27 protein-coding genes, 1 tRNA gene and 1 other RNA gene are annotated in these 26,193 nt (G+C 69.2%); 21 read left to right on the forward strand and 8 right to left on the reverse strand.

What is annotated here, in order from left to right:
- Positions 1-92: 92 nt before the first annotated feature.
- From KBY19_RS19300 to KBY19_RS19310, 3 genes are all read right to left on the reverse strand, one after another.
- A complete protein-coding gene (locus KBY19_RS19300; protein ID WP_210966283.1) occupies positions 93-674 on the reverse strand; it encodes a TerD family protein in 582 nt (193 codons plus the stop codon).
- A 96-nt stretch (positions 675-770) separates the two neighbouring features.
- Positions 771-1,346: a TerD family protein gene (locus KBY19_RS19305; RefSeq protein WP_210966284.1), complete on the reverse strand. Its 576-nt coding sequence runs from the start codon at positions 1,344-1,346 to the stop codon at positions 771-773.
- A 166-nt stretch (positions 1,347-1,512) separates the two neighbouring features.
- Positions 1,513-2,352: an acyltransferase family protein gene (locus KBY19_RS19310; RefSeq protein ID WP_247691174.1), complete on the reverse strand. Its 840-nt coding sequence runs from the start codon at positions 2,350-2,352 to the stop codon at positions 1,513-1,515.
- Positions 2,353-2,372: 20 nt separating this feature from the next.
- Here KBY19_RS19310 and KBY19_RS19315 point away from each other — a divergent pair, with 20 nt between their 5' ends.
- Positions 2,373-2,639: an RICIN domain-containing protein gene (locus tag KBY19_RS19315; RefSeq protein WP_210966285.1), complete on the forward strand. Its 267-nt coding sequence runs from the start codon at positions 2,373-2,375 to the stop codon at positions 2,637-2,639.
- Positions 2,640-2,708: 69 nt separating this feature from the next.
- Here the strand turns inward: KBY19_RS19315 and KBY19_RS19320 are convergent, their stop codons facing one another.
- A complete protein-coding gene (locus KBY19_RS19320) occupies positions 2,709-3,140 on the reverse strand; it encodes a DUF4913 domain-containing protein (RefSeq protein WP_180289930.1) in 432 nt (143 codons plus the stop codon).
- Positions 3,141-3,347: 207 nt separating this feature from the next.
- Here KBY19_RS19320 and KBY19_RS19325 point away from each other — a divergent pair, with 207 nt between their 5' ends.
- The 4 genes from KBY19_RS19325 (at position 3,348) to KBY19_RS37795 (ending at position 8,926) form a co-directional block, all read left to right on the forward strand.
- Positions 3,348-4,394 carry a hypothetical protein gene (locus KBY19_RS19325; protein ID WP_210966286.1) on the forward strand — a complete coding sequence of 349 codons (1,047 nt, stop codon included), beginning with the start codon at positions 3,348-3,350 and terminating at the stop codon, positions 4,392-4,394.
- A 1,309-nt stretch (positions 4,395-5,703) separates the two neighbouring features.
- Positions 5,704-5,862: a hypothetical protein gene (locus KBY19_RS19330; protein WP_185017745.1), complete on the forward strand. Its 159-nt coding sequence runs from the start codon at positions 5,704-5,706 to the stop codon at positions 5,860-5,862.
- Positions 5,863-7,277: 1,415 nt separating this feature from the next.
- Positions 7,278-8,435: an ImmA/IrrE family metallo-endopeptidase gene (locus tag KBY19_RS36630; protein WP_210966287.1), complete on the forward strand. Its 1,158-nt coding sequence runs from the start codon at positions 7,278-7,280 to the stop codon at positions 8,433-8,435.
- Entirely contained in the window at positions 8,435-8,926 is a 492-nt protein-coding gene (locus tag KBY19_RS37795) for a DUF4411 family protein (protein WP_210966288.1), read from the forward strand. Before KBY19_RS36630 ends, KBY19_RS37795 begins: the two co-directional genes overlap by 1 nt.
- A 36-nt stretch (positions 8,927-8,962) precedes the next feature.
- Here the strand turns inward: KBY19_RS37795 and KBY19_RS19345 are convergent, their stop codons facing one another.
- Genes KBY19_RS19345 through KBY19_RS19355 form a run of 3 tightly spaced genes read right to left on the reverse strand, consistent with a single transcriptional unit; the run spans position 8,963 to position 10,849 of the window.
- Positions 8,963-9,661 carry a YdcF family protein gene (locus KBY19_RS19345; RefSeq protein ID WP_210966289.1) on the reverse strand — a complete coding sequence of 233 codons (699 nt, stop codon included), beginning with the start codon at positions 9,659-9,661 and terminating at the stop codon, positions 8,963-8,965.
- The gene (locus tag KBY19_RS19350) at positions 9,658-10,047 is read right to left on the reverse strand and encodes a hypothetical protein (protein WP_210966290.1); all 390 of its coding nucleotides are present in this window, start codon (positions 10,045-10,047) and stop codon (positions 9,658-9,660) included. Before KBY19_RS19350 ends, KBY19_RS19345 begins: the two co-directional genes overlap by 4 nt.
- Entirely contained in the window at positions 10,037-10,849 is an 813-nt protein-coding gene (locus KBY19_RS19355; RefSeq protein WP_210966291.1) for a GntR family transcriptional regulator, read from the reverse strand. The genes KBY19_RS19350 and KBY19_RS19355 overlap by 11 nt, the downstream gene beginning before the upstream one ends.
- 418 nt (positions 10,850-11,267) lie before the next feature.
- On the opposite strand from KBY19_RS19355, the gene KBY19_RS19360 reads away from it, so the two are divergent.
- From KBY19_RS19360 to KBY19_RS19415, 12 genes are all read left to right on the forward strand, one after another.
- Positions 11,268-11,726, forward strand: a complete 459-nt coding sequence (locus KBY19_RS19360; protein WP_210966292.1) for a pRL2-23 — start codon at positions 11,268-11,270, stop codon at positions 11,724-11,726.
- 131 nt (positions 11,727-11,857) lie between these two features.
- A complete protein-coding gene (locus KBY19_RS19365; protein ID WP_210966293.1) occupies positions 11,858-12,124 on the forward strand; it encodes a DUF6284 family protein in 267 nt (88 codons plus the stop codon).
- Complete coding sequence (locus KBY19_RS19370; RefSeq protein WP_210966294.1) at positions 12,121-12,567, forward strand: Pycsar system effector family protein; 447 nt, start codon at positions 12,121-12,123, stop codon at positions 12,565-12,567. Before KBY19_RS19365 ends, KBY19_RS19370 begins: the two co-directional genes overlap by 4 nt.
- Positions 12,568-12,904: 337 nt before the next feature.
- Entirely contained in the window at positions 12,905-14,845 is a 1,941-nt protein-coding gene (locus tag KBY19_RS37545) for an FtsK/SpoIIIE domain-containing protein (RefSeq protein ID WP_307843559.1), read from the forward strand.
- A complete protein-coding gene (locus KBY19_RS19380; protein ID WP_210966295.1) occupies positions 14,845-15,303 on the forward strand; it encodes a hypothetical protein in 459 nt (152 codons plus the stop codon). The genes KBY19_RS37545 and KBY19_RS19380 overlap by 1 nt, the downstream gene beginning before the upstream one ends.
- Complete coding sequence (locus KBY19_RS19385) at positions 15,300-16,340, forward strand: protein spdB (RefSeq protein ID WP_282107094.1); 1,041 nt, start codon at positions 15,300-15,302, stop codon at positions 16,338-16,340. Before KBY19_RS19380 ends, KBY19_RS19385 begins: the two co-directional genes overlap by 4 nt.
- Entirely contained in the window at positions 16,340-16,540 is a 201-nt protein-coding gene (locus KBY19_RS19390) for a hypothetical protein (RefSeq protein ID WP_210966296.1), read from the forward strand. The genes KBY19_RS19385 and KBY19_RS19390 overlap by 1 nt, the downstream gene beginning before the upstream one ends.
- Positions 16,541-16,914: 374 nt before the next feature.
- Complete coding sequence (locus KBY19_RS19395; RefSeq protein ID WP_247691175.1) at positions 16,915-17,529, forward strand: hypothetical protein; 615 nt, start codon at positions 16,915-16,917, stop codon at positions 17,527-17,529.
- Complete coding sequence (locus KBY19_RS19400; protein ID WP_210966298.1) at positions 17,526-18,362, forward strand: bifunctional DNA primase/polymerase; 837 nt, start codon at positions 17,526-17,528, stop codon at positions 18,360-18,362. Before KBY19_RS19395 ends, KBY19_RS19400 begins: the two co-directional genes overlap by 4 nt.
- 2 nt (positions 18,363-18,364) lie before the next feature.
- The gene (locus tag KBY19_RS19405) at positions 18,365-19,834 is read left to right on the forward strand and encodes an ATP-binding protein (RefSeq protein ID WP_210966299.1); all 1,470 of its coding nucleotides are present in this window, start codon (positions 18,365-18,367) and stop codon (positions 19,832-19,834) included.
- 477 nt (positions 19,835-20,311) lie between these two features.
- Entirely contained in the window at positions 20,312-20,563 is a 252-nt protein-coding gene (locus KBY19_RS19410) for a helix-turn-helix domain-containing protein (RefSeq protein WP_210966300.1), read from the forward strand.
- Positions 20,564-20,572: 9 nt separating this feature from the next.
- Positions 20,573-21,829, forward strand: a complete 1,257-nt coding sequence (locus KBY19_RS19415) for a tyrosine-type recombinase/integrase (protein WP_210966301.1) — start codon at positions 20,573-20,575, stop codon at positions 21,827-21,829.
- A gap of 81 nt (positions 21,830-21,910) precedes the next feature.
- On the opposite strand, the gene KBY19_RS19420 is transcribed toward KBY19_RS19415, so the two are convergent.
- Positions 21,911-21,995, reverse strand: a tRNA-Ser gene (locus KBY19_RS19420).
- Between the two features lie 119 nt (positions 21,996-22,114).
- Between KBY19_RS19420 and ffs the strand changes: the two genes are divergently transcribed.
- From ffs to recR, 4 genes are all read left to right on the forward strand, one after another.
- Positions 22,115-22,211: signal recognition particle sRNA small type (ffs, locus tag KBY19_RS19425), an RNA gene on the forward strand.
- Between the two features lie 196 nt (positions 22,212-22,407).
- On the forward strand, positions 22,408-24,789 hold the full coding sequence (locus KBY19_RS19430; RefSeq protein ID WP_210966302.1) for a DNA polymerase III subunit gamma and tau: 2,382 nt from the start codon (positions 22,408-22,410) through the stop codon (positions 24,787-24,789).
- Positions 24,790-25,028: 239 nt separating this feature from the next.
- Positions 25,029-25,364, forward strand: coding sequence for a YbaB/EbfC family nucleoid-associated protein (locus KBY19_RS19435; protein ID WP_099883169.1), 336 nt, complete (start codon positions 25,029-25,031; stop codon positions 25,362-25,364).
- A gap of 204 nt (positions 25,365-25,568) precedes the next feature.
- Positions 25,569-26,168, forward strand: coding sequence for a recombination mediator RecR (gene recR / locus KBY19_RS19440; RefSeq protein WP_099883170.1), 600 nt, complete (start codon positions 25,569-25,571; stop codon positions 26,166-26,168).
- Positions 26,169-26,193: the final 25 nt, after the last annotated feature.

Consider the following 26,193-nt stretch of genomic DNA (forward strand, 5'->3'; position numbering starts at 1 on the left):
AAAAGGGATGTCCGGGGAACGACCGTGTCGGACACCGGGTTCCCAGGCGGCTCAAACGCGGGGCCGGCCGCGACTCACCAGCTCTGTGGACGTCACAGGTGACGGGCGATGGCGGGCAGCAGGTCCTGGAAGGTGCGTCCTTGTGCCGGCTCGCCGATGGCGGCCATCTGCCACCCTTCGCCCGACCGATGGACCTTCGCCATGATCTGCGCTGTGTGCGGCCCGCCTCCTGTGAGGGTGTAGCGCGCGAGCTCCTGGCCGGAGCTCTCGTCGATGAGGCGGCAGTAGGCGTTCTGCACTTCCTCGAAGGTCTGACCGGTGAAGGAGTTCACCGTGAAGATGATCTGGTCCACCCGGGACGGGACACGTTCGAGTGCCACACCGATGGACTCGTCGTCGCCCACGCCGGTGCCGCCGACCAGATTGTCACCGCTGTGCCGGACCGAGCCGTCGTCGCTGACCAGATGCTGGAAGAACACGACGTCGACCGGCTCACCGGCCGCGAACAGTACGGCAGAGGCGTCGAGATCGATCTCGCGGGCCCCGGTGAGCTTGGCAAGGAATCCTTTGCGCGGTGCGGCCTGCCAGCCCAGCCCCATTCGAACGTTGGCGAGCGAGCCGCCGCCGGACTTGGTCAGGCTGATCTGCTGGCCTTTGGACAGGTTCACGGACATCTCAGGGTCCTCGGTTCGAGTCGCAGTGGGTCACGGATCGGGGGAGCGCCCCGCGGCACAACCGCCGCCTCGGGGCAGCGGTCCGGTGCGGCGGTATCAGACGTTGACGCCGAAGTCGGCCGCGATCCCGGCCAGTCCGGACGCGTAGCCCTGGCCGACGGCGCGGAATTTCCACTCGGCGCCGTGCCGGTACAGCTCGCCGAAGACCATCGCCGTCTCCGTCGCGGCGTCCTCGGTCAGGTCGTAGCGGGCGATCTCCTGGTTGTCCGCCTGGTTGACGACCCGGATGAAGGCGTTGCGCACCTGCCCGAAGTTCTGCGAGCGCGCCTCGGCGTCGTGGATGGAGACGGGGAAGACGATCTTGGCGATCTCGGCGGGAACGGCAGCCAGGTTCACCTTGACGACTTCGTCGTCGCCCTCCCCCTCGCCGGTGAGGTTGTCTCCGGTGTGCTCGACGGAACCGTCCGGGCTCTTGAGGTTGTTGTAGAAGACGAAGTGCTGGTCGGAGACGACCTTGCCCGCCTCGTCGCACAGCAGGGCCGAGGCGTCGAGGTCGTAGTCGGTGCCTGTGGTGCTCCGCACGTCCCAGCCCAGGCCGACCAGAACCGCGCTCAGCCCCGGTGCCTCCTTGCTGAGCGAGACGTTGCCACCCTTGGCCAGGGAAACTCCCACGTTCTTCTCCATTCCGTGCCGATGGCGGATCCGGCGGCCTCGGCTTGAGGCCCCGACAAAAAAACTACAGCACTGTAGAAAGAGGTGTCCGGGCGATCGGGCAACCACGTTCCGAAGAGCGGGGGCACTTCAGTCGTCGGCATGCCGTGGACGGCGAGCGAACTGCTCAGCGCCCCGAGTGGTCCCGCTTCGGCCGCTTGCCGTGAGCCGCTCCTCCTGCCTGTCGGCCGTCCCGGAAGAACCAGGGCATGTCCGGTTCCATCAGGGGCCGGAACAGCTTGCGTACAGGAGGCGTGCACAGGAGCGTCATCATCGCTGCGACGAGCACCGTCAGGGCGACACGGCTCGCCGGGTGACCGACCCAGTCCAGGCTGTACCAGTCCAGCTCGCGGGAGAGCTTGATCGGATACACATGCAGCAGGTAGGCGTACAGCGTGCCCGCGCCCAGGGCGGTGAACCACATGTGCCGGCGAGGAACCCAGGCCAGGAAGCACGCGGTCAGCACCAGACCGCAGCCGAAGACGGCCAGCACCATCGTCGCGTCGACCCAGGCAGGAACCCCCATCTCCTCCGCGGACTTCTCCCGCAGGAACCAGTCGGAAGACATCCGGGGCACCGCCCAGTACGCCAGCAGCAGCGCACAGGCCGCCACCGGCACCGCGAGACGACGGGCCGTACGACGCTGTACGAGTTCGAAGTGCTCCGGCCGCAGTTGCAGCCCCAGGACGAAGAAGGGCAGGAACTGGGCGATGCGCATCAGGTCCAGGTCGTTGCCGATGCTCGGCGTGACACTCGCACCCACGGCGATCGCCAGGGCCACAGGCATCGGCCAGCGCAGGTTCTCCCACACCGGCGTGGTCAGTCGCCACACGAACAACGCGACGAGGAACCAGAGCGCGAACCCTGGCTCCTGGTAGTGGAACTCCCGCTGCGGGTCGTCGAGCCACCGCATGAACAGCGTGTAGACCGTCTGGAACGCCAGATACGGCACAAGGACGCCCGTCACGCGTCAAGACCGCGAAGGGCGTGGACATCCCAGGCAAGGGGAAGCGGAACGATACCGTCCACCAGGCGCCCTGCGACTCCACGAAGGACGACAACCAGCGCTGGCTGCTGGACCGTAAAGAGAAGGGCGGCGGGCCGGGCGGCTCGGACCTCTACCTGATCCGCAACCTCGAGAGCGGAAACCTCTGCCTCAACGCGCAGGCCGACGGCAAGGACCCGCACGCCGTGCTGACGATCATCGGCTGTGACGACGAGAACGACCACCAGGGGCGTTGCCGGAAGGCATGAACCCGCGTCACCACCGGCGCCCGGCCGCACGGAGCAGCCGACGCTTGCCCTGACGAACCGGACGGCCGCTCAGGCGCCGACGGCCACGAAGGGCGACTCCACCTGCGGGACCTCCTTCGGCCGGTGGTTGCCTGGCTTGCATCCGGCGAAGGGCCCCATGGGGTCGCGCAGGGTGGCCATCACGGGGCCCAGGAAGTCGCGGTGCCACGCGGCCGGGCCCGTCATGTCCTGCGCCGGGTTGGAAAGTTCCGCCCAGGCCAGCCACAGGCCGTGGAGCTGTGCGACCGCCTCCGGGTGCTCCCACCAGCGCGAGCACCAGAGCGCTGTGGAGGTGATCTCCCTGCCGTAGACGGGCAGCAGCACGTTGTGCGTCCACTCCACCAGCTGGAAGAGTGCGTCCTCGTAGTCGCGCCCGCCCAGATAGAGGATGAACTCGGGCTGGGGGGCGGGCGGTGCGCCCTCTTCCGTACCGGAGTTCTCTTCGGGCTCGGGATCGATCATCGTCTGTTCTCCTGCCGCTGTCGTCATGGAAGTCTCCACGCCACCACCACGTGCGCGCGGGGGGCCCGGTTCACTATCGGCCCCGCCCCCGGGCAGGGACACAGGGCCGCCACGCAGCCCTGTTCGGGCCCTCCGCCGGTCACCGCCCAGCCGCCGCGGCTTCCGCCGTACCGCTGTCCACGCCGCACCCGACCGAAGGACGCGACCATGTCCGAACCCACCGACCAGCTCGACCCCTACGAGCTGGCCCATGAGCTCGCCGTGGCCGACCAGCTCGCGGCCCAGCAGATCAGCGCCGACCGCGACGGGGCGCGCGCTATGGCCGCACGGGACCAGGCGGCGGCCAGGCGGCAGGGCCGCCCCGCCCCGCCGCGGGCCAGTACCGAACGCCGGCGCAGCGGCGCCGCGAGCCGGATGGTCCGCGCCGTGCGCGAGCTGCGGGTCATGCTGCGCGGCGCCGACGGCGAGGAGCACCGTCCCGGGCCGCCCGAGCAGGGGCACGAGCAGCAGCCGGGCCAGCACCTCGGGCAGCAGTACGACCCACGCTACGAACAGCAGGCGGCCCAGCAGCGGTACGCGCAACAGGCTGCGCACCAGCCCGACCGGCGGTCCGCATTCGAGCGGTACCAGCAACTCGGCGCGTTCGAGAAGCAACTGGTCGAGGTGGCCGCGCTTCAGATGATCACCCAGAACCCGCGGTACGCCGCGGCGTACGACCGCGGGGAGCTGCCCGTGATGGGGGCGATCGCGGGCGAGGCCCAGGCCCGGCACCTGAAGGCGGTCGAGGAGGCGGCGCGGCGCGCCGCCCCGGCGCAGGGCGCGCAGTCGGGCCTGGGACGGGAGACCGACCCCACCCTGTTCCGGGATGCCGCACCCGTACAGGCCCGTAACGCCGCACCTGCTCAGGCCCCTGGCGCCGCGCCCGTCCAGGGCCAGGAGGCCCGGAGCGCCGAAGCGTCGTCGGAGCGCTTCCGGCGACCCGCCCTGGCCGTCCGTGCCGACGAGGCGACGTTGAAGCGCGGCTCGGAGAGCGAGCCGAACGCGCGCCGCACCTCGTTGGCGAGCACGGACGCGCTCGTGGCCGGCCGACCCGGCACGCCGGGTTTCGACCAGAACGCCGTCTCGGCCGCCGCACGGGAGTCACGCGCGGCAGGACCGACGCCCAACGGCAACCCCCCACGCGGCCGGCCCCCGAAGCAGCCCTGGGAGGCGGCGGCCTCGCAGAAGCGGGCCCGGTCCATAGGGAAGAAGTGACAGCGTGCCGGCTCCGGCACCGGGCAGCACCGTGAACCACCGGGGTCCAACCCCCGTAGTAAGGAGGTGAACCTCTACAGAGGACGGAGAGCACACCATGACAACCCCTCCGGACCGACGCAGCCGGCGCCGTCGTGAGCCCGATCCCGAACGTGGTGAATCCCGATCGCCCTCACCCCCACCCGAGGAATACCAGTCGGAACCGTGGTACAACACCGTGTACAACGTGGCGCACCAAATCCGCGGATCCGAGCTTCTGACCTCCGCGATCGACCGTGCGGGACGGACGGGGCAGTGGGTGGTCGACAGGACGCCCGCCGTCGTGGACACGGCCGTCGACTCCCTGGAATCCGCCGGGCTGGCCCTGCAGGCCGTCGGCACCGCCCGAGACGATGCGGACCAGGGTTGGACTTCCACCTACAACTGGGGCGTCGCTTTCACTGGCGCCTCCGGAGCGCGGACGGTCTTCCTGGAGGGCCGCAGGGCGCTGCGGCCTCACCCCAACGATCCGCCGGACGTCTTCGCCGCCGCACTCGGTGCCGCAAGGGCCACCGGTGCTGGAATGTACGGCTTCGGCGCCGACCCTGCGACCAGGACGGCCGGTGCCGCGCTGCAAGGCGTGGCAATGGCCGGCGAGTACGCCAGGAATCGTTACACCGCCAATCAGGCCCGTGCGGCGGAGGCCGAGCGCGCGCGTCGCGCGGCGGAGCCGGCGCCGCAGATCGAACGCCCGAGCTTCGGTGATCCGTTCAACGCTTCTTACGAGCTGCCTGTGCGGGGACGCGCCAGCGGATCCGAGCGGGGCCGGGGCTCTGAGGACAGCGAGTTGCGCAGGCGGACTTCCAGCCGTGCGCCGGAGGAGCGGCGTTCCCGGCGGGAGTCAAGCCGGGCTCCCGAGGGCGAGCGGCGTTCCCGGCGGGAGTCAAGCCGGGCTCCTGAGGGCGAGCGGCGCAGGCGGGATTCGAGTGCGGCTCCGCAGGAGCGGCCCCGCGCGGTGCGGCCTCCCCGTGCGGAGCGCGACCGCCGTCCGCCGCCGAGTTGGAACGGTACTCTTCCGCAGTCTGCGGCTCCCCGGTCGATGAGTGGTTCCAGCAGTTCGTCCGAGGAACGTCGTTCCGGGCGTGAGTCCAGTCGTGCGCCGGGGGGTGAGCGGCGTTCCGGGCGTGAGTCCAGTCGTGCGCCGGAGGAGCGGCGTTCCCGGCGTGAGTCCAGCCGTGCGCCGGAGGGCGAGCGGCGTGAGCGGCGTTCCAGCCGGGCTCCCGAGGCGCGGCTGGCCCGCCCCGAGCCGGTCGCGAACCCGACCATGAGCATGCCCGTCCGCTCGCGGCAACCCGTCGGCGAGGGGCCGCCGCGGACCAGCGACAACCGCCCGGCCCTGCGCCGCTCCAACACGAGCGGTATGTCGGCCTACAACAACCAGGAAAACACCACGCGCAGGCGTGGCGGCGGCCAGGGCGGTGGCAGGTAGCGAGCGCCCCGCGGAGGTGGCCCGTTGCCTCCGCGCCGCCTGCCGGTACTCGGCGTTCGCCGGATGAGTGCCGCTGAGATCAGCTGACCCGGGCCGCTGGCCGCCTCCTCCAGAGGAGGCGGCCAGCGGCCCGGACGGCGTTCCGTGTCCGGCCCGTCGGCCCGAGTCGGACGCGTCCGTCCGGCGGAGAGAACCGTTCCTGTTGTGAACCGGCCGGTGACCTGCCCGTGGTGCTGGTGAGACTCTCAACCGGGAGGTCGCAGCAAGACGGAGAGCACACCATGACAACTCCACCGGAGCCGCGCGGGCGGACCACATCGACGTGGAGCTTGGGGTCTCTCGCTCGCCCTCACCGCCGCCGACCGACTTCGTGTCGGACCAGTGGAGGTGGAGGAACGCGGCGGCCGGCCTGTGGCACGAGGTCCGCGGCGCCGCGCTGTGAAGCAGCGCTGCCGGGATCGGGAACTGGCGGAGAACTCGCCCGTCACCGTGGACTCGGCCGTCGGACGCGCTGGAGAACGCGTCGCGCTGAGTCGGCCCCGCAGTTCGAGGTGGAGCCCGAACTCCCCCGCAGTCTGATGTCGGCGGAGCACCTGATGCGCAGGGCCGTAACACAGGTGAACGCCGCTTCTGAGGTGAGCAGCCCCCCGGCCGCCGTCACCAGGCCGCCCGTCGGGGCTCCGGGGCTGACGAACCCGACCATGCGCACGCCCGTACCGCTGCCGGTGCCCGCGCACGCTCCCGGGGACGAGGAGGCGGACCAGGCCCGGAGTGACGGACCCGGCCGTAAGTACTCCTCGGTCTGGCTTGCACCACGGCACCGTCCCGCTTGGTCTCCCGCTTGTCGCAGCGTCACGGCTGCTTGGGGCTGGGGATCGTGTTCGGGCTTACCCGGCAACTGCAACCACGAACTACGTAGGGCCCCACCGCCGAGGCGGTGGGGCCCTACGTTCAGCCCGGTGAGGCTGGGCGGAGGATACGAGATTCGAACTCGTGAGGGGTTGCCCCCAACACGCTTTCCAACTCTGCATGGTGGGGTCCATGCCTGTTCAGCCCGGTCCATGGGCCGGAAGTGAGGAGGCGCTCACGTACTGCTGAACGCCCCTGAACGACCACGGATGAGACTGCGGATGAGACTGCACGCGTCGTCGTCCCCTCCTCGACTGAACGTGTCGGAGCTCCGACGGGGATGCTGCCGTTGCAGCCCTTCGAGATGTTCCAGCCTGGCGTGCGGGAGTGTGCGGTACCAGGAATGTGACTCCCTGACGGGTGCCTTGGGCGGAAGAAGTTCGCGGAAGAGCGACTGTGTGGTACGCCCTCTGGGCGATCGTCTTCCCCTCCAGTAGAATGCGTGAGCTGATGGTTACAGATGGTAGTAACCCAGGCAGTGTTGCAGTGGGGGGAGGGGACGTCGAGTGTCTGTTCGAGTTCGAGTTGAACCGGAAGTATTGCTCTGGGCGGTAGAGCGCGCAGGATGGTCCGAAGACGTCATCGCTCGGCGCGCTCCGCGACTTGAGCAATGGCTTGCAGGGGGGACGCGTCCCACACTCAAGCAACTGGAAAAATTCGCTCACGCCACCCACACCCCAGTCGGCTTGCTATTTCTTTCAGAGCCGCCGACTGAGGAAGTGCCGATCCCCGACATGCGAACTATGGGGAACCATGCTGTTGAGCGTCCGTCGGCCGACCTCCTTGACACTATCTATGCCTGTCAGTCACGACAGGAATGGTATGAGGAATATGCGGCGACGAACGGTCTTCCCGAAGTCGATTTCGCAGGGACCGCTACAACGTCTTCTGACCCTGCAGGTGTAGCTTCTGAGATCCGGCGCAGGCTAAATTTTGAAGTCACGGACCGGGCCCCCTTCTCGTCCTGGGAAGACACATTGCGTCAATTGATTGACCGGATCGAGAGCATCGGGGTTCTGGTAATGGTCAACGGCATCGTCGGTTCCGATACGCATCGGAGATTAAAGCCAGAAGAATTTAGAGGCTTCGCCCTCGCTGATCGGACTGCCCCACTCATTTTTGTTAATGGGGCTGACACCAAAGCAGCTCAGATTTTTACGATGGCGCACGAATTGGCGCACATTTGGCTTGGAGAGAGCGCTCTTTCCGACGCAGCGATGGCTCGCGTTACTGGCAACGAAGCTGAGTTGTGGTGCAACCGGGTCGCTGCAGAGGTTCTGGTTCCCTTGGGGGCAATTCGGTCCGAATACCGAGGGGAAGCCTCCGTTGCTGAGCTTGAGCGTCTGGCGCGGATTTACCGCATAAGTACGCTGGTGGTCCTCAAGAGGTTGTACGACGCGCGGTATTTCAACTGGGATGAGTTTACGCAACTGTACGCGGTTGAGCATCAACGCATTGCGGAGATATTGCGTTCGCGGCGTAGGGCGGCCAGCGGAGGGAACTACTACTATACGCAGCCCATTCGGTTGAGTCGAAAATTTGCTCGCGCGGTAATTTCCGATACTTTCGAAGGGGGTACTGCTTTTCGTGATGCGTATAGGCTTCTAGGGACCAAGAAGCACGAGACATTCGAAAATCTCGCGTCAGAAATCGGGGTCGCTTGATGTTCCTAGTCGATTCCAATGTTCTCATAGAAGCGAAGAATCGGTATTACGCCTTCGATATCGCCCCTGGCTTCTGGTCTTGGCTGGACTATGCTTACTCCAATCTAATTGCCTGCAGTATTGAGCAAGTGCGGGAGGAGCTTACGTATAGTAGAGATGAATTGGCTAAGTGGTGTCAGGGGAACCCGGGGTTTTTTCGCCCTGTTGATGCAGCGGCCGTAGCACATTTCGGAGAGCTGACGAGGTGGGTGAATTCGCGTAGTTACACGCAGGGTGCGATAGCCGAATTCGTCAGCGATGCCGCCGATTTTTATCTCATTGCATATGCGAGAGCGCACAACCATACGGTTGTCACCCACGAGAAGCCGCGCCCTGAAGCGCGCAACCGAGTTTTGATACCAGATGCTTGTGTAGCTCTGGGAGTCGCGTACACGGACACTTTTTCTATGCTGCGAGATTCGAGGGCTAGGTTTAGTTTGACGCCTGCATAGATCTTCTGTAGCGGTAATCTGCTCCTTGTGGTGGCGTCAGTTGTCACCCGGCCTGCGGGCTGGCTTTTGCGTTGACTCGGGAGCTCTGCGCCGCACAAGGCGGCTGGTGAAGCCCTCCGCGCGCAACCGGTCGTACGCGGACATCACCTCTGCCGACACCTCCTGAGCCACCATGAATCCCTGCTCCGGGTAGATCAGCAACCGCTGGAGTGCGCCGACCAGCATGTCAATCACCAGGCGCGCATCCCCGATTGAGTCAACGTAATCCGAGAACGTCATGGGAGTGGATGCGCTCACGATCTCAACGCCTGGCCACAGTTTGCGGGCCGTGGCGTACGCGCGTCGTTCCTCGTAAGGCTTGCTGATCAGTAGCACCGACGAGACGTCGATGCCCTTCTCTTCGAGCAGGGCTCGGCTGAAGTGAATGTTCTCGCCGGTGTTGCGCGCGTTCGTCTCGACGAGTACGGCAGAGTCAGGGACGCCGAGTTCAAGGGCCCGCTCCCGGTAGTGCACAGCCTCTCCGCGCGGCATGCGTTCGCGAGTCGTGAGGCTGGTCGAGCCTGTGAAGACGATGAGAGATGCCATGCCGCGCTGGTAGAGATCGACCGTGGTGTCAGCGACGCCCAAGTCGTGGCTGCCCAGGCCGACCGCGACCGAGCACGGCCGCGGCTCGTGGTGCATCTGGTGGTAGTCCCAGATGGTCTGGGCGTCTTCCCACGCCTGTGCCGAGATCACTTGCCCTTCCCGTCTCCCGCGTGGCGCAGTGCCTCGGTGGCCTCGTCGTCCGGGAGCTCCCGGGCCCACGTCATGAACGTTGCTTGGACCTGTGCGAGGTCGGTCGTGCCGAGAGCTCCCGCGAGCTGTTCCCACGTCGCTCCGTGCCGCAGCCCTTCGAAGACCAGGCGCTGCTCTTGGTCGTCAAGGACGCGGCGGATCACGGTGCCGAGGGCGAGTGCGGCGACCACGTCCGTGGTGCCGGCGCCGCTGGTGTCCTGTCCGGTGGCACGCGAGGCGTGCCGTTCCCACCGGTCCGCCAGGAGCCACAGGTCACTGGTGGGGACGTCGCTGGGTGTCGTGATGACCGCTGTGTCGATCGGCTGCGGCTTTCCTTCACTTGGCACGTGGGCCTCCTTCGTCGGTTTTCTGGTCGCGGGCGGAGTCGGGCACCTTGAAGTCGTACGCCCAGGCGAAGCGGGAAGCGGCATGGACCCCGATGGCGAACTCCACCACCGTGCCGTCCGCCGTGTACGTGGTCCGGTGCAGCTCGACGACGGGTTCGCCGCTCGGGAGCTGGAGGAGCTTCATCTCCTCCAGAGTCGGAGTGCGGGCGAACAGCTCTTCCCGCATGTGATCGATCTCGTACCCCGCGTCGTAGAGCACCCGGTAGCCCCCGCCGCGCCCAGCCGGGCCTGGCGTCGGGTCCACGATGCGCGTCCCCTCGACGTGTTCCGGCCGGTAGTAGCTGGTCAGGCTGTGTGTCGGCTGTTCGCCTTCCTTCACGAGTCGCGCCCGCGCGTACACCTCGGACCCCGGCGGTAGGCCGTGGGCTTCCGCGACGGCCGGCGGCGCCTCGACGAGGCTGACCGTCTGCGTCTGCTCGCCACGGCGGTACGCGCGCCCGGATGCGACCCGGTCCGCGATGAACGCGACCTCATCCCCATCACGCCACTTGGCCTTGTCGTACCGCTCGATGCTCAGCCGCTTGAGCGGAGTCTGCGGCCGGACGATGGTGCCGTGCCCGCGCGACGAGGTCACCAGCCCTTCAGCCTCTAGCGCCTTGTAGGCAGCGTGAACCGTCGCCTTGGAGCCTTCGCCAGCCTCAACAAGGTCCCTGATGTGCGGTAGCTGCTGACCTGGGGTCCATTCGCCGTTCCTGATCCGCTCGGCTAGTCGGTCCGCCAGCTCTCGCCACTTGGGCGCCATGCAGAACTCCTCTCGACCAGACCCAGTGAAACATAGTCCTAGGACTGTTGACAGTCCTAGGACTGCTGGTGCATGGTCGTGTCAGTCGCGGCGCAGTCCTAGGACTGTAAAGCGGTCGCCCTTGGTGGCCTTCTTCGGGCTGCCTGGCGCCGTGCGCGATCAGGGGCCCGGGACAGAGCGGGCCGAGGGACCCCGGGCCCTTGTCATCCGGGAGGGCTTAGGCCGAAAGGCCACGTCTCCATATGCCTGGAACGGGAGCTCGTGTTCCCGAAGGAGACATCTGCACGACCAGACCAATCCGCAGCGCTTCGTGTGCTTCGGCCGGTTGCCTCCCCTGCCCGTCTCGTACGGGCGGGGCTGAGGGGAGCCGGAAGCTCAGAGCCGCTTCATCTGCCCGCACGACAGAGGAGTTACTGCCATGTGGACCAGCCTTATCGCCGTGATCGGCACCCTGGCCGGCGCGCTGCTGTCGGGTCTTCTGCAGCACCGTGCCGTGCACGCCGAACGCTCAGACGCCCGGGCCGAGGCGCTGTGGCGTGACCAGCTGGATGCCGTCACCGCGCTTGCGGTGGCTGTCTCGGATCACCGCCGCACGATGTGGGAGTCCCGCCAGGCCATGCTCACCGGCGCCGATGCGGCCCGGATAGAGGAGCTGCGCCAGGCCGCGCACGAGACCCGCAGCGCCATTACCGCCCCGGCGGTGCGTATTCAGCTCGTCATCCGCGACCGGGACACCCGGGCCGCGGCGGACGAGGCGGCGCTGGCGACCTACCGCATGCGCGATGCCGCTGACATGAGCGAGTTGACCGCCCTGCGCTCCGGGGCGCTGGTCGCGCACGACGCGTTCGTCGCCACCGCTGGTGCCGCTCTGGCCTGACGGTTGCCCGATCTGCCCGCGCTGCGGGCGGTGAGGGGAGCCGGATAGTCCGGACTTCAACGGCGCGGCCCCGGTGCTGGAACACCGGGGCCGCTTTCAGGGCCGTTTCACTGTGAAGGGAGCACGACCCAATGGACCACATCGTGACTGTTCAGGAGGCTGTTACGGCCTTCGCGTCCTGGCGTGAGCCGACCGAGGCCGAGCTGGACGCCATCACGGCCGAGATGCCGGCCATCACGGCCGACCTGGACTGGCTGGAGGCGGTCATCATCACGTTGGACCGCACCCCGACCGAGCTGGATGCCCGCCGCATCCGCCGGGCCCGGCGCCGGGCGCTGGACGCGCGCCGTGACCTGGCCAACCGGACCGCCGAGAGCTTCGCGGGAGGTGCGGCATGAGCGCCGTGAAGGACGCGAAGAGCGAGGTCAAGGCGGAGATCGCCCGCACCGACAGCAAGGCTTCTCTGCTGCTGGCCTTCAACGGCGTGGCGCTGGCCGGCGTGTGGTCGGTGGGTGCGCAGGCGGGGGTGCCGGTGGCGGCCCGGATCGTCGGTGCCGGGGCGCTGGGCCTGCTGCTCGCTTCGGTAACCCTGCTGCTCCTCGTGGTCCGTCCCCGCATCAGCCCGACCGCGGCGAAGGTCGGGTTCCCGCACTGGGCCAAGCTCACGGCCGAGGAACTGACCGTCGAACTGGCTGCGGACCGCACTGCGGACCACGTGGTGGCGCTCTCGCGGATCGTGGTGGTCAAGATGCGTGCTTTGCAGCGCGCGGTGAACCTCGCCCTGGCGACCGGCGCCCCGCTGGCCGCGGCCGCCCTGATGACGGCGCGAGGCGCGCTGTGAACCGAGCAGCCCCGACCAGCCGGACGCCGCAGACGGCTTCCTGAGCGTCTGGCACTTCTTCCGTGTGGGGCGAAGCCCCCGAAGGGCTGTCAGGCCGCGAGAGGCCCCGGAACAGCCCCGCGTGAGGGCATTTTGCGGCCTCGCGCGCACACGCGCGCGCGTAGAGCCCCCATCCCCGAATTCGGCTCAACCTGCAACTTCGCAGGTCAGAGGCGGTTGCAGGGGGTCAACCGTCTGCCGGGGTGCAACCGGTGGGCGCAACCAGTCATGCAGGGACGGGCCGGAGCCCCGCGCCAACGAAGTCTCCGGCCCTGATCCACGAACTTGGAGGAACCTCGTGGACTACACAGCAGCATGGGACAGGATCGGCGCCGCCACCAAAGCGGCCCGTCGATTCTCGACTGAGCGAATTAACCAGGCATCGGCGCTCGCGGATGCGGCGGCCCCGCTGTGCGCCCCGTTCGCGGCCCGCTGGGACACCGAGGCCGACCGGCGCCGCCAACTGCGCACCGAAGAGAACCTAAAGGCGCTTCTCAAGGCGCAGAAGGAACACAACTCGGCTCGGGTGCAGGCGTCATCGGCCCGGTCGCAGCGCGCGCTGGCGCGCAAGAACGAGAAAAACCCGCTCTCGTCGGCACGCCGGTCGGCCAAGCGGGCGGACAAGGCGGCGGCCAAGCACGCCCGGCACGCCAAGCAGGGCCTGGCGGCGGCCCGGAAGAACTACCCCGCCACGCTCACGTCCGTCGCGGCCAAGGCGCACGTCGCGCACGCCTCGGCGGCGGGGCTGTCCTCGTACGTGCTGTCCACACAGCAGGACTGGACGGTGTGGCCGACCTCGGTCTCGGCGGTGCTCATCGCGGCGAACGTCGGCGGTCTGCTGCTCGGGCGCAGGAAGGTCACCGCCTCGGTCACCGAGGAGGTGAGCGCGGAAGAGCGGCAGTTGATGGAGCGTCTTGACCCCTCGTACTGGGTCGAGCACGCCGACGCGCGCGGCCTGGGCGGGACGGTCACCACCCCGCCGGCTATCACCACGGCCGGGATCGAGTGCGAGATCCGGCTGGACGGGCAGTGGACGGTCAAGAAGCTGCGGACGGCTGCCGACTCGGTCCGCGCCCTGCTGGGCGCCCGCACCGAGCTGCCGATGCTGGTGGCTGCCGCTTCGCGGGGCGGTTGGGCGGTGATCCGGCTGCGGACCCGGTCGGCCGCGCCGGACGGTGCGATCCCCTTCCACCCCGGAGACGCGCTCGGGGTGGACATGGTCACCGGTGAAGAGGTCGATGTCCCGCTCGGGCTGCGGATGCTCATCGCGGGCATGTCCGGGGCGGGCAAGTCCACCGCTTCGCGTCCGCTGCTGTTCAAGGCGTCCGACGGGCCCGAGAACGTGCTGGTCATCATCGACCTGAAGAAGGTCGAGGGGCGTCTGTGGGACCACCGGGCTCGCGTCGCCCACGACCCTGCCGCCGTGGTCGAGCTGGTTGACGAGCTGGTGGCGGAGCTCGAAGAGCGCCTGGACGTGCTGCCCAAGGGACAGGCCACCCTCGTCCCCACCGCCGAGCGGCCCCGGATCACGCTCGTCGTGGACGAGGGCGCCGAGGTCATGAGTTCCTGCACGGCGGTTGAGACCGTGACCGGCTACACCGACAAGGGCAAGGCGATCGTTGAGAAGCGCGATGCCCTGGAAGGGCTCGACAGCATCGCGCGCATGGGGCGTGCGGCGTGCATCGACCTGTGGTGGATGACGCAGTCCCCGACCTACGGCGACGGCGTCCCCAGGCAGATCGCCAAGCAGCTCGGCACCCGCCTCGGACTGGCGGTCGAGTCCCCTACCGAGGCCCGCGTCGTGTTCGGGGAGTCGGCGCAGGACAAGGGATGGCGGGCCGATGAACTGCCCATGCCCGGCGTCGCGATGCTGCGGGACGGACAGCGCTCGCCCGACCCGGTCAAGGTGCGCTTCATGACCGACCAAGAGGTCGTCAACCTCCCCGACACCGCGATCTGGCAGCGCCCCGAGACCCCGGCGCCCCGCCCCTCGCTCAGCTTGGTCAAGGACGACGAGGTGCCGGCCCCCCGCTCCGAGGACCCCCAGCCCGCCGAGGCGACCAACCGTGACCGGGTGCTGAACGCCGTGCGTACCGGGGCCCGGTCCGCGGCTGCCGTGGTCACCGAAACCGGGATCAACAAGGGCACCGTCAGCAGGGAAATCAAGGCCCTGGTCACGGCCGGTGCCCTGGTCAAGGCCGACGACGGAACCCTCACCGCCCGAGAGGCGGCAGCCTGATGCACCAGCCCATGACGCCCCAGCAGGCGGAGAGCGAAGCCCGCAGGATCATCACCGAAGCGTTCGACGCTCCCGCCTGCACGTCCTACCGCGACACCTCCCCCGCAGAGCCGACCGGGGCCCAGCCAGTGGCGCAGCCCGAGACCCGCACCGTCCCGACCTGGGCGGTGGGCACGGCCGTCGCCTCAATCGGGCTGGGTGCCGGAGCGGTCGGCCTCGGCTGCGCGGTCTGGCTCGCCGCACAGGGCCTTGCCGCCATCACCCTGGCCGGTGTCCTCGCCGCGCTGGCGCCGTTCGTCGGTGTCGCCCTGGTCGTGCTCGCCGTCGGCGCCGTCCTCAACCGGGCCAAGCGCGGCAGTACGCCCCACGTCTACACCGGCACGGTCGTGAAGAACACCCAGGTCACGACACAGACGCGCGGGATGCTCTCCCGCTCCCGCACGGAGGTGCACTCATGAGGATCAACCTCAAGCGGCTGGCCACCGTGGCCCCGGCCGTCGCTATGACAGCCGTCTCCATGGTCCTGACTCTGGCCGTGGTCATGATGTGGCTCGCAGGGTCGATGCCCTGGCCCGTCGCCCTGGTCGTCGGCCTCGGCCTCGACGGCGGCTGGCTGGCCACCCTCGCCTACGAACGCCGCCTCGCGGCCCAGGGCGACCACTCCACACCCGTAACCGTCATCGGCTGGATCTTCGGCGCGGCGGCTACCAGCGTCCTGGTCGCCCACGCACTCGGGGAGACCGCCCAAGCGGCGTGGCTGGCCGTCGCCTGGCTGCCCCTCGCGGCCAAGGCGCTGTGGCTGGTGCACGGGCTGTGGGAGCGCACCGCACTCACCCCGGCAGCGCTCGACGCCATCCGCGACATTCAGCAGGACGCCCGCGACGAGGCCGCCGTCGCCCGGGCCCGGCTCCGCGCCGAGGCGGGCACCGAAGAGACCCGACTGACCGCCGTCACCGCCGCCGGGGCACGCGTCGCCGGAGCCCAGGCCGAAGCCGCCAAGGGCCTTGCCGGAGCGTGGAATCTGCTGGAGACGGCCCGCCAGAACGACGGCTGCGCCAAGGCACTCAACAGCGTGACCGAACGCACCACACCGCAGGCGGGACCGAGCTGGGAACTGCCGGTGTGGGGCCCGATGGAGCCGGTGACCCTGGAACGCGCCCAGGGAGACACCGAGGTGACACCCACCGCCCCGGACCCGCTGGAATCGGAGACGGCGTCACCCCAGCTCACGGGAGGGGAACAGCCGGTGTCCACCCCACAGGACGCCGCCGCCGAGGTGGACAGTGAAGAGGACACCGACGCCGGTCGCCTCTCGGCATTCGAGGCGAAGAACCGCATCCGTGTCGCCTGGGTGACGGGCAAATCCATCACCGAGGCAGCCGAAGCATCCACCCGCTCCCGCTCCTACGTCCACAAGGTGTACACCCAGCTCGACGCCGAACGCGGCCCCCAGCCCATCGCAGGACAGACCACCCTCCACATGGAGGCCGTGTGATGGCACTCGCCTACCTGCTGTGCGTCGCCATCAGTCTCGGCATCCTCGCGGCAGCCCTGCGACCCTGCCGCGCCCCGGCCCCGCAACCGGCGCCCCCGGCGGCGGCACCTGCCGCGCTGCCCTCGGCCGCCGAGGCGGACGTACGCATCATCCTCGCGGCCGCCGCACAGCTCGCAGCCCGCCTCACTCGCGCTGCCTGACCCGAACTGACCAGACACACCACGGCGGCGGCCCCCATTCCGCCAAGAACCCGGGGCCGCCGCCAATCCAGCACAACCCAATGAACTGGAGGCCACCCAGCATGACCCAACCCACCCACATCCGGCGAGCGCGCATCAGGCCGCGCCCGGGAGCTCCCGCATGGCCCCCCGCCTCCCGGGGCGGGATGCGTTTCTACCTGACCACGCACAAGAAGCACTGGCTGCGTGAGACCGCAGTGCCGTTGTTCTTGAAGTCGGAGCACCTGCGCAACTGCGTTAAGCCGCTTCGGGCTGGCGGTGCGTATGCGGTGGATTCCGGGGGTTTCAGTGAGCTTCAGCGGCATGGCCGCTGGACACGGACCCCGCGCCAGTATGTGGAGGATCTGCGTCGCATCTGGGAGCACGTGGGCCCTTACGAGTGGGCCGCCGGGCAGGACTGGATGTGCGAAGACCTCATCATCCACGGCGGCACAGCAGGACCCCTCACCTTCGTCGGCACGCACCTGAGCGTCGCGGAGCACCAGGCCCGCACCGTGCGCAACTTCCTGGACCTGCGATCCCTGGCCCCCGAACTGCGGATCATCCCCACCCTTCAGGGCGGCAGCGTTCCGGAGTACCACGCGTGCGCGGAGCTGTATGAGAGCTACGGCGTCAACCTGCGCCGTGAACCGGTCGTGGGCCTGGGGTCGGTGTGCCGTCTGCAGTCCACCCGGCAGGGCGCGGAGATCGTGACCGCGATGGCCGCACGTGGCTACCGGCTGCACGGCTTCGGCTTCAAGACCCTCGGCCTGGAACGCGTCGGCCACCTGCTCGCTTCCGCCGACTCGATGGCCTGGAGCACCCACGCCCGCAACCGGCCCCCGATGCCCGGCCACCCGCACAAGAACTGCGCCAACTGCATCGACTACGCCCTGAACTGGCGCACACGGATGCTCGCCAAGCTCCCCACCTGGCACCAGCCCACCCTCGAAAGGAGGACCGCCGCATGAACCCGGAACTCCTGAACGCCGCCCTGACCGCCGCCGGACACGGGCTGCCCGTCCTGCCGCTACGCAGGGGCAAGGTGCCCTTCGCAAACTGCCCGGCATGCGCACAGAACGCGTGCGGCGGTCGGCCGAACATGAAGACGCCCGGTCCCTGCGCCTGCCCGGCGCCCTGCCATGGCTGGGCCGCTGCCACCACCGACCCCCACACCATCGACTCACCTGCGTGGGCGCGGGCGTGGCGTGACGCGGCGGCGGTGGCCTACCACCCCGGCGGCGCCGGACTCACCGTCCTCGATCTCGACCACGCCGACGCGGTCGCCTGGGCCCGGGCCACGCTGCCGGTCACCCGGACCGTGGCCACCACGCGCGGAGAGCACTGGATCTACCGAGGCACCCTGCGGTCGGTGAACAACGTCCGGGATGGCGTGGACCTCAAGTCCACGATGTCCTACGCCCGGTGGCTCGGGCCCGGCACCGGCACCATGACCGCGCTGCCGGACGTGGTGCGCGGGCTGGTGGTGAAGGAACCCGCCCCGGTGCGCCCGGGGCCGCTCGCTGCCACCGTGCCCGCTCAGGGTGGGGAGTGCCGGCACCGCACGCCGGTCTTCCTTGAGCGCGGGATCGCCATGGCCGAGCAGCGCATCACGGAAGCGCGCAGCGCCATTCACGCGACCACGTACCGCACGTTTCTCGCGGTGCTCTCGACGCATGGCCGGTGCGGCTGCCTCACCGAGACGCACGTCAACCGGCTGTTCGCCGCCGCGCAGACCAAGGGCGAGACCGCCCGGCACTGCACCGAGGCGTGGAACAACGCCCGCACCGCCCTGGGGATGTGACCATGACCGACGAAGAGAAGACCCCGGCACGCGAGGTCATCACCGACTACGCGCAGGCCCACTTCCGCTACTTCCGCACCGCCGACGGGACCGTGTACGCGCAGAAGAACGGCCACCCCGTCGCCCGCCCCATCCGCTCCCAGGGCACCACCGGCAGCCACCGTCAGGAACTCATGGTCGGACTCTTCCGCGACGGATGCGGCGTGTTCAACGGGACTGCCCTGAAGGAGGCGCTGGATCTGATCGAAGCACTCGCGATGACCGAGGACGTTCAGCCCGTCCATATCCGCGTAGCGCCGGGATACGACGGCGCGACCTGGCTGGACCTGGGCCGCGCCGACGGGCAGTCCGTCCGCATCCATCCCACCGGCTGGGAGATCACCACGCCCGACCCGCGTGAGGTGTGCTGGCGCCGCACCCAGCTCACCGGAGAGCTGCCCCTGCCGACCAAGGACACCGACGGCAAGGGCATCGACCTCCTGTTGAGGCTGTGCAACTTCGCCGGGGCCGAGACCGAATGTCTGGCCATCGCGTGGCTGGTCGGCTGTCTCGGGCCGTCCGTGCCGGTGCCCGCGCCGTTCCTCACCGGGCCGCAGGGCGCGGGGAAGTCCACAGGGGGGCGGATGCTGGTACGGATCATCGAGGGCATGAGCGGTGACCTGCGCCGGGCGCCTAAGGACGAGGAGAACTTGATCGCGGCCGTGGCCGCAGGGTGGGTCACGGCGCTGGACAACCTCTCGTACATGACCCCCGACCTGTCGGACGCGATGTGCTGCATCGTCACCGGAGCGGAAAACGTCAAGCGCGCGCTGTTCACCGACGGGGACGTCTTCCGTGCCCGCTACCGCCGTCCCATGCTGCTGACAGGCATCGATGTCGGCGTTATTCGGCCCGACCTCGCGGACCGGCTCTTGCCGCTGCGGCTGGAACGGCCCAAGGTCCGGCGCACCGAGGCAGAGTTGTGGGCGGAGTACGAGGAGGCGCTGCCGGTGATTCTGGGGTCGCTGCTCGACCTCACGGTGAAGGTCCGGGCGGCCGAAGCCGAGACTCCCACCGACCTGCGCATGGCGGATTTCGCGCACCTGTGCGCCCAGCTCGACGCTGCGACCGGCTTCGGATCGCTGGCCGCCTACCGGAGGAGTCTGGACGACCTCAACGACGACGTGATCGAAGGGGATCTGCTCGCGCAGACCGTTCTCCAGCACGCCGAGAGCATGGAGGCAGGCGCGGATCAGCGGATGACCTCCACTGAGTGGCTGCACTGCCTCAGCCGCCTCTACAGCGGCGAAGAACTGCGTTCGCTGCCCAAGGGGTGGCCGACCACGGGCAAGGTCCTCTCCGACCGCCTCAAGCGCCTCCAGCCCACCCTCTCAGCCCGAGGCGTGCTCATCGACTCCGGCCGCACCAAAGAGGGCCGCTACCTCGAAATGACCCGCCAACCGACCCCGGCCGAGCAGCAGCCGGCGTTCTGACCGCTACGCGACAAGCAAGAAGAGCACCAGGCGCAACGCCCCGGGTGCTTTTCTTGCTGTTCGGCGCTTGCGCCGCCCAAAGGACGCGCCGCGAAGCGGCTCCTTCTTCACGCCTTGAGCCGCACCGCACCACAACAGAAACCCCACCTCTTTTTCCTAAGTGGGGAAGGCTGCGTCACCCGCGTCACCCAGAGCCCGGAATCGCCCTGTGAGCTGCCAGGACAAGGGTGACGCAGACAGGCGGCGGCTGCGTCATCGTGCGTCACCTGCGTCACCCGATGACGCAGCCCATGACGCACCGGTGACGCACACCCGAACCCCTGCGTCACCCAAACCAGCAGGTAAGAAGCGCAAATGACGCAGATGGCGCGGTGACGCAGAAATCCGCGCCTCGGACAGGCGCAGGCTCCTGAAAGCCCCGAAGTCGATTCCATTCGCGGGGCCCCGGCCCTGGAACTCCGCTCAGGAGGTTCACCCGTGACCACCACCACAGCCCCCGAGCCACAACACGAGTCGGACGCTGGCGTGTTCGACCCGACCCTCCTCGCGGTCACCGTCGAGGAAGCGGCCCGCCGTATCAGCGTTGGCCGCACCACCATGTACGCCCTCATCCGCGACGGAGCCATTCGGACCGTTCCCATCGGTCGTCTCCGTCGCGTTCCTGTGCAGGCCCTAAACGACTACCTCACCTCCCGCATGCAGTCGCAAGGCCAGTCCTTGGCCGCTTAAGGAGAATCAATGGAGAAGCGCGCCAAGCGCCCTGATGGAGCCTCGTCCATCTACTTCGGCAAGGACGGCTACTGGCACGGACGCGTGACCGTCGGAGTGCGCGACGACGGCAAGCCCGACCGGCGGCACGTCATGAGCAAGGACGAAGCCAAGGTCATCAAGAAGGTCCGTGAGCTGGAACAGCAGCGCGACGCGGGGAAGGTCCGGAAGCCAGGTCGGCCCTGGACCGTCAAGGCGTGGCTTCAGCACTGGGTGGAGGAGATTGCCAAGCCCTCCGTGAGGGAGAGCACGTACGCCGGGTACGAGGTCGCCGTCAGGGTGCACCTGGTTCCCGGTGTCGGTGCTCACCGGCTCGACAAGTTGGAGCCTGAGCACTTGGAGCGCTTCTACACGAAGATGCTGGCCAACGGCAGCAAGCCCGCCACCGCCCACCAGGCTCACCGCACGATCCGCACGGCCCTCAACCACGCAATGCGGCGCGGCCACGTCACCCGCAACGTGGCCTCACTCGCCGTCCCGCCTCGCGTCGAAGACGAAGAGGTCGAGCCGTACGACATCGAAGAGGTGCAGCGGCTCCTCACCGAAGCGGCCAAGCTCAGGAACAGCGCCCGCTGGTCCATCGCGCTGGCACTCGGGCTCCGGCAGGGGGAAGCGCTGGGGCTGCGCTGGTCGGACGTGGACCTGAAGGCGGGCGTTCTGCGGGTGCGGAAGAACCGCCTCCGGCCGAAATACCTGCACGGTTGCGGCGGGAAGTGCGGACGCAAGCCCGGCTACTGCAAGCAGCGCGTCAGGAAGAACGAGGACACAGCGAACACGAAGTCCCGTGCCGGCCGACGGGTCATCGGGGTGCCTGACGAACTGGTCCGTCTCCTGGAATTGCACCGGCAGGAACAGGAGCGGGAGCGCGCGCAGGCGGGGCAGGAGTGGCGGGAGACCGGGTTCGTCTTCACCTCGCCCTTTGGCGAGCCGCTGGTGCCGAGCACCGACTACGACGTGTGGAAGCAGTTGCTCACCGACGCGAAGGTGCGTGACGGACGTCTGCACGACGCCCGGCACACAGCGGCCACGGTGCTGCTCATCCTCGGCGTCCCTGAGCGCGTGGTCATGCAGATCATGGGCTGGTCGTCCACCGCGATGGCAGCCCGCTATCAGCACGTGACCGGCGGCATCCTGCGAGACGTCGCGAAGCAGGTCGGCGGACTCATCTGGGAGGTGGCGAAGAGCGACGACGGGGCGACGGAGGGAGGCCCCGAAAACCACCGTTGAGACTGTAGATGAGACTACGAACTACGTAGGGCCCCACCGCCGAGGCGGTGGGGCCCTACGTTCAGCCCGGTGAGAGCTGGGCGGAGGATACGAGATTCGAACTCGTGAGGGGTTGCCCCCAACACGCTTTCCAAGCGTGCGCCCTAGGCCACTAGGCGAATCCTCCGCCGCAAACTGTACAAGACCTTGGGGAGTGCTCGCGAACTCGTATCCGGGTCGGGGATCGGGGGGTGGTGGGGGCGGGGAGGGAGGTCGATGAGGGCGCGGGGGATCGGGTAGGCTGGCGACAGCCCCTCACGTGGCGCTAACTGACTGAACTCCCCCAGGGCCGGAAGGCAGCAAGGGTAGGTCGGCTCTGGCGGGTGCGTGAGGGGCGTTTGCGTGGGCGGGGTTCCGGCGGAACGGGTTCCGCGGGTCTCGGCGGGGGGTCGTGAGGCCGGTCACGGGTTGGTTCTGCGGCCCGGGGCCGAGCGTGGTCCGGGGCGCGGGTCCGGGCGTGGTCCTGGGGTGTGGGTCACTGCGGGTGAGCTACTTCGGGGGCGGGCCGCATGTCGGTGGTGGCCTATATCGTCGGGGGTGTGTCGTCCCTCGCTCTGTACCGCCGCTATCGCCCCGAGACCTTCGCCGAAGTCATCGGGCAACAGCATGTGACCGACCCGCTGCAGCAGGCCCTGCGCAACAACCGGGTCAACCACGCGTACCTCTTCAGCGGCCCGCGCGGCTGCGGGAAGACGACCAGCGCGCGCATCCTGGCCCGGTGCCTCAACTGCGAGCAGGGGCCTACGCCCACGCCCTGCGGGGAGTGCCAGTCGTGCCGTGATCTGGCGCGGAACGGGCCCGGTTCGATCGACGTCATCGAGATCGACGCCGCCTCGCACGGGGGTGTGGACGACGCCCGTGAGCTGCGGGAGAAGGCGTTCTTCGGCCCCGCCTCGAGCCGGTACAAGATCTATATCGTCGACGAGGCGCACATGGTGACCCCGGCCGGGTTCAACGCGCTGCTGAAGGTCGTCGAGGAACCGCCCGAGCATCTGAAGTTCATCTTCGCGACGACGGAGCCCGAGAAGGTCATCGGGACCATTCGCTCGCGTACGCACCACTACCCGTTCCGGCTCGTCCCTCCGGGCACGTTGCGTGACTATCTGTCCGAGGTGTGCGAGCGCGAGCAGATCCCCGTCGACGACGCGGTGCTGCCGCTGGCCGTACGGGCCGGGGCCGGCTCCGTACGGGACTCGATGTCGGTGATGGACCAGTTGCTCGCCGGGGCCGGTGAGGACGGTGTGACATATGCCATGGCGACCTCCCTGCTCGGCTACACCGACAGCGCGCTGCTCGACGACATCGTGGACGCCTTCGCCGCGGGCGACGGGGCGCGCGCTTTCGAGATCGTCGATCGCGTCATCGAGGGCGGGCACGATCCCCGCCGGTTCGTCACCGATCTGTTGGAGCGGTTGCGGGATCTGGTGATCCTGGCCGCCGTGCCGGACGCCGTCGAGAAGTCGCTGATCGACGCGCCGGGAGATGTGGTCGAACGGATGCAGGCCCAGGCGTCGGTCTTCGGCGCGGCGGAGTTGAGCCGTGCCGCCGACATCGTCAACACGGGGCTGACCGAGATGCGGGGGGCCACAGCGCCCCGGCTGCAGCTGGAGCTGATCTGCGCCCGTGTGCTGCTGCCCGCCACGTACGGGGACGAGCGCTCCGTGCAGGCCCGGCTGGACCGGTTGGAGCGGGGCGCCGCCGGTGCTGCGCTGGGTGGTCCCGGGGTCGGTGGCGTCGGTGGTGCCAGTGGGGGAGTCGGTGGTGGTACGCCCGGTGCCGCGGCTGCGGGGCCGCCGCCCGCGCCCGTGGCCGCGCCCGCACCTGCCTCGCCGCCTGCGTCCCCGGCTCCGGAACCGGACCCGGCTCCGGGCCCGGAGCCGGCTCCGGACGCGCCTTCGTCCGCCGGAGACGGCGGAGGCGTCGGCGCTGCTGCTGAATCGCCGCGACGGCCCGGTGCCTGGCCCGGTGGGACCGGCTCCGGCGGCGGGAGCGGTACGGGGGACGCCGGGCGGCGTCCCGGCGCCTGGCCGGGGACGGCCGGGCCGTCGGGCGGTGGCACCGCCTCGACCGCCACCCCAACCCCCCCTGCCCCCGCCCCTACTCCCGCAGCACCGACACCGGCACCGGCAACGACACCTGCACCGGCTCCATCCGCACCTCCGGCGAACGGAGCACCCGCGTCAGCCCCCGCGAGTGGCGGCGGTGACCCCGCGCAGGTGCGTCAGATGTGGCCGCAGATCCTGGAGGCCGTCAAGAACCGGCGGCGTTTCACGTGGATCCTGCTCAGCCAGAACGCGCAGATCGTCGGCTTCGACGGCAAGACGCTCCAGATCGGGTTTCCCAACGCGGGCGCGCGCGACAGCTTCGCCAACGGTGGCAGTGACGAGGTGCTGCGGCAGGCTCTCAGCGACGCGCTGGGAGTGCAGTGGCAGGTCGAGGCCATCGTCGACCCGTCGGGTGGCGGCGGTGGCGGGGGCAACGGCGGTGGTGCCGGGGGCCCTAGCGGGCCGGGCTCCGGGTACGGCGCGGGGTCCGGGTCCGGTGCCGGTGCTGTGGGAGGTGGCGCGGCAGGTGCGCGGAGTGTGATGACGGCGCCTGCTCCCGCCCAGGCCCCCCCCCAGCAGTGGTCCGCGCCCGCGCCCGAGGCGCCCCCCACTCCGCCGGGGGCGCCCGGTGGCAGCGGCCAGCGCGCGGCAGCCGAACCCGCGCCGGTTCCCTCCCAGGCACAGGCCTCGGCATCGGCGCAGGCACCGGTACACGAAGCCACTCGCTCGGCACCCCCGCCCCCGCACTTCGGGCCGGAGGACGACATGCCCGCCGAGGACGACCCCGACCTCGACGAATCGGCTGCCCTCTCCGGTCACGACCTCATCGTCCGCGAGCTCGGGGCGACGGTGATCGAGGAGTTCCAGCACGACTGACGCCCCTCAGCACGACCGATCCGGCCGACGGGCGATCCGGCCGACGGGCGATCCGGCCGACGGGCGTGCGGCCGTCCCCGCCGTCCCCGCCGCGCCCGGGGCGCCGCGCGGGCGGAGGGAAAGCCCGGTCCGTGGCGTCGGACCCGGAAGGCGCGGTCTGTCGGGGAGGGGCGGCCGGGCCAGGGCCGAGCACGTAGGCTCGGGGCGGTGAAGAGGCGTCTAGTGAGCCAGGAGCAATCGTGATTCCCGGTGGTGGGCAGCCTGACATGCAGCAGTTGCTGCAGCAGGCGCAGAAGATGCAGCAGGATCTGGCCGCGGCGCAGCAGGAGCTGGCCGAGGCATCCGTCGAGGGCACGGCGGGCGGTGGTCTGGTGAAGGCGACCGTCAATGGTTCCGGTGAGCTCCAGGGGCTGGTCATCGACCCGAAGGCCGTGGACCCGGAGGACACCGAGACCCTCGCGGACATGGTGCTCGCGGCGGTCCGCGACGCGAACAGCGCGGCTGCCGCGCTGCAGCAGGAGAAGCTCGGCCCGCTCGCGCAGGGCATGGGCGGCATGCCCGGCCTGCCGTTCTGACGACGGTTTCAGCCGCTCGCGTTCCCGGCCCGCTCCCGGGGCCCGGAAAAGGGCACGGGCCGGGAGCGGGCGGTGTCGGCCGGTGTCGGGCGAGGACCGGCAAGGGGTCGGCAAGGGTCGACGAGGGCTGGTCAGCGGCTAGTGGTGGCTCGTAAGGACCACTAACGTACTCAGAGACGAACGAAGAGCAGGCGGGAGCCATCCGTGTACGAAGGCGTGGTCCAGGACCTCATCGACGAGTTGGGCAGGCTGCCCGGCGTCGGTCCCAAGAGCGCGCAGCGGATCGCTTTCCACATCCTGCAGGCCGAGCCCGCCGACGTACGCAGGCTCGCCAGTGCGCTGACCGAGGTCAAGGACAAGGTCAGGTTCTGCGCGGTGTGCGGCAATGTCGCGCAGGAGGAGCAGTGCCGGGTCTGCCTGGATCCGCGCCGTGACCCGTCGGTCATCTGCGTGGTCGAGGAGCCCAAGGACGTCGTGGCGATCGAGCGGACCCGTGAGTTCCGGGGCCGCTACCACGTGCTGGGTGGGGCGATCAGCCCCATCGAGGGCGTCGGTCCCGACGATCTGCGGATAAGGGAACTGCTCTCCCGCCTGGCCGACGGGACGGTCACCGAGCTGATCCTCGCCACGGACCCCAACCTCGAGGGCGAGGCGACGGCCACGTATCTCGCGCGGATGGTCTCCGCGATGGGGCTGAAGGTGACGCGGCTGGCGAGCGGGCTTCCCGTCGGGGGAGACCTGGAGTACGCGGACGAGGTCACTCTGGGGCGGGCCTTCGAGGGAAGACGGCTCCTTGATGTGTGAGCCGGTGTGAGCCCGCGATGTGTGA

Origin of the sequence: Streptomyces sp. B15 (genome assembly GCF_018070605.1) — a bacterium.
Lineage (GTDB): Bacteria > Actinomycetota > Actinomycetes > Streptomycetales > Streptomycetaceae > Streptomyces > Streptomyces smyrnaeus.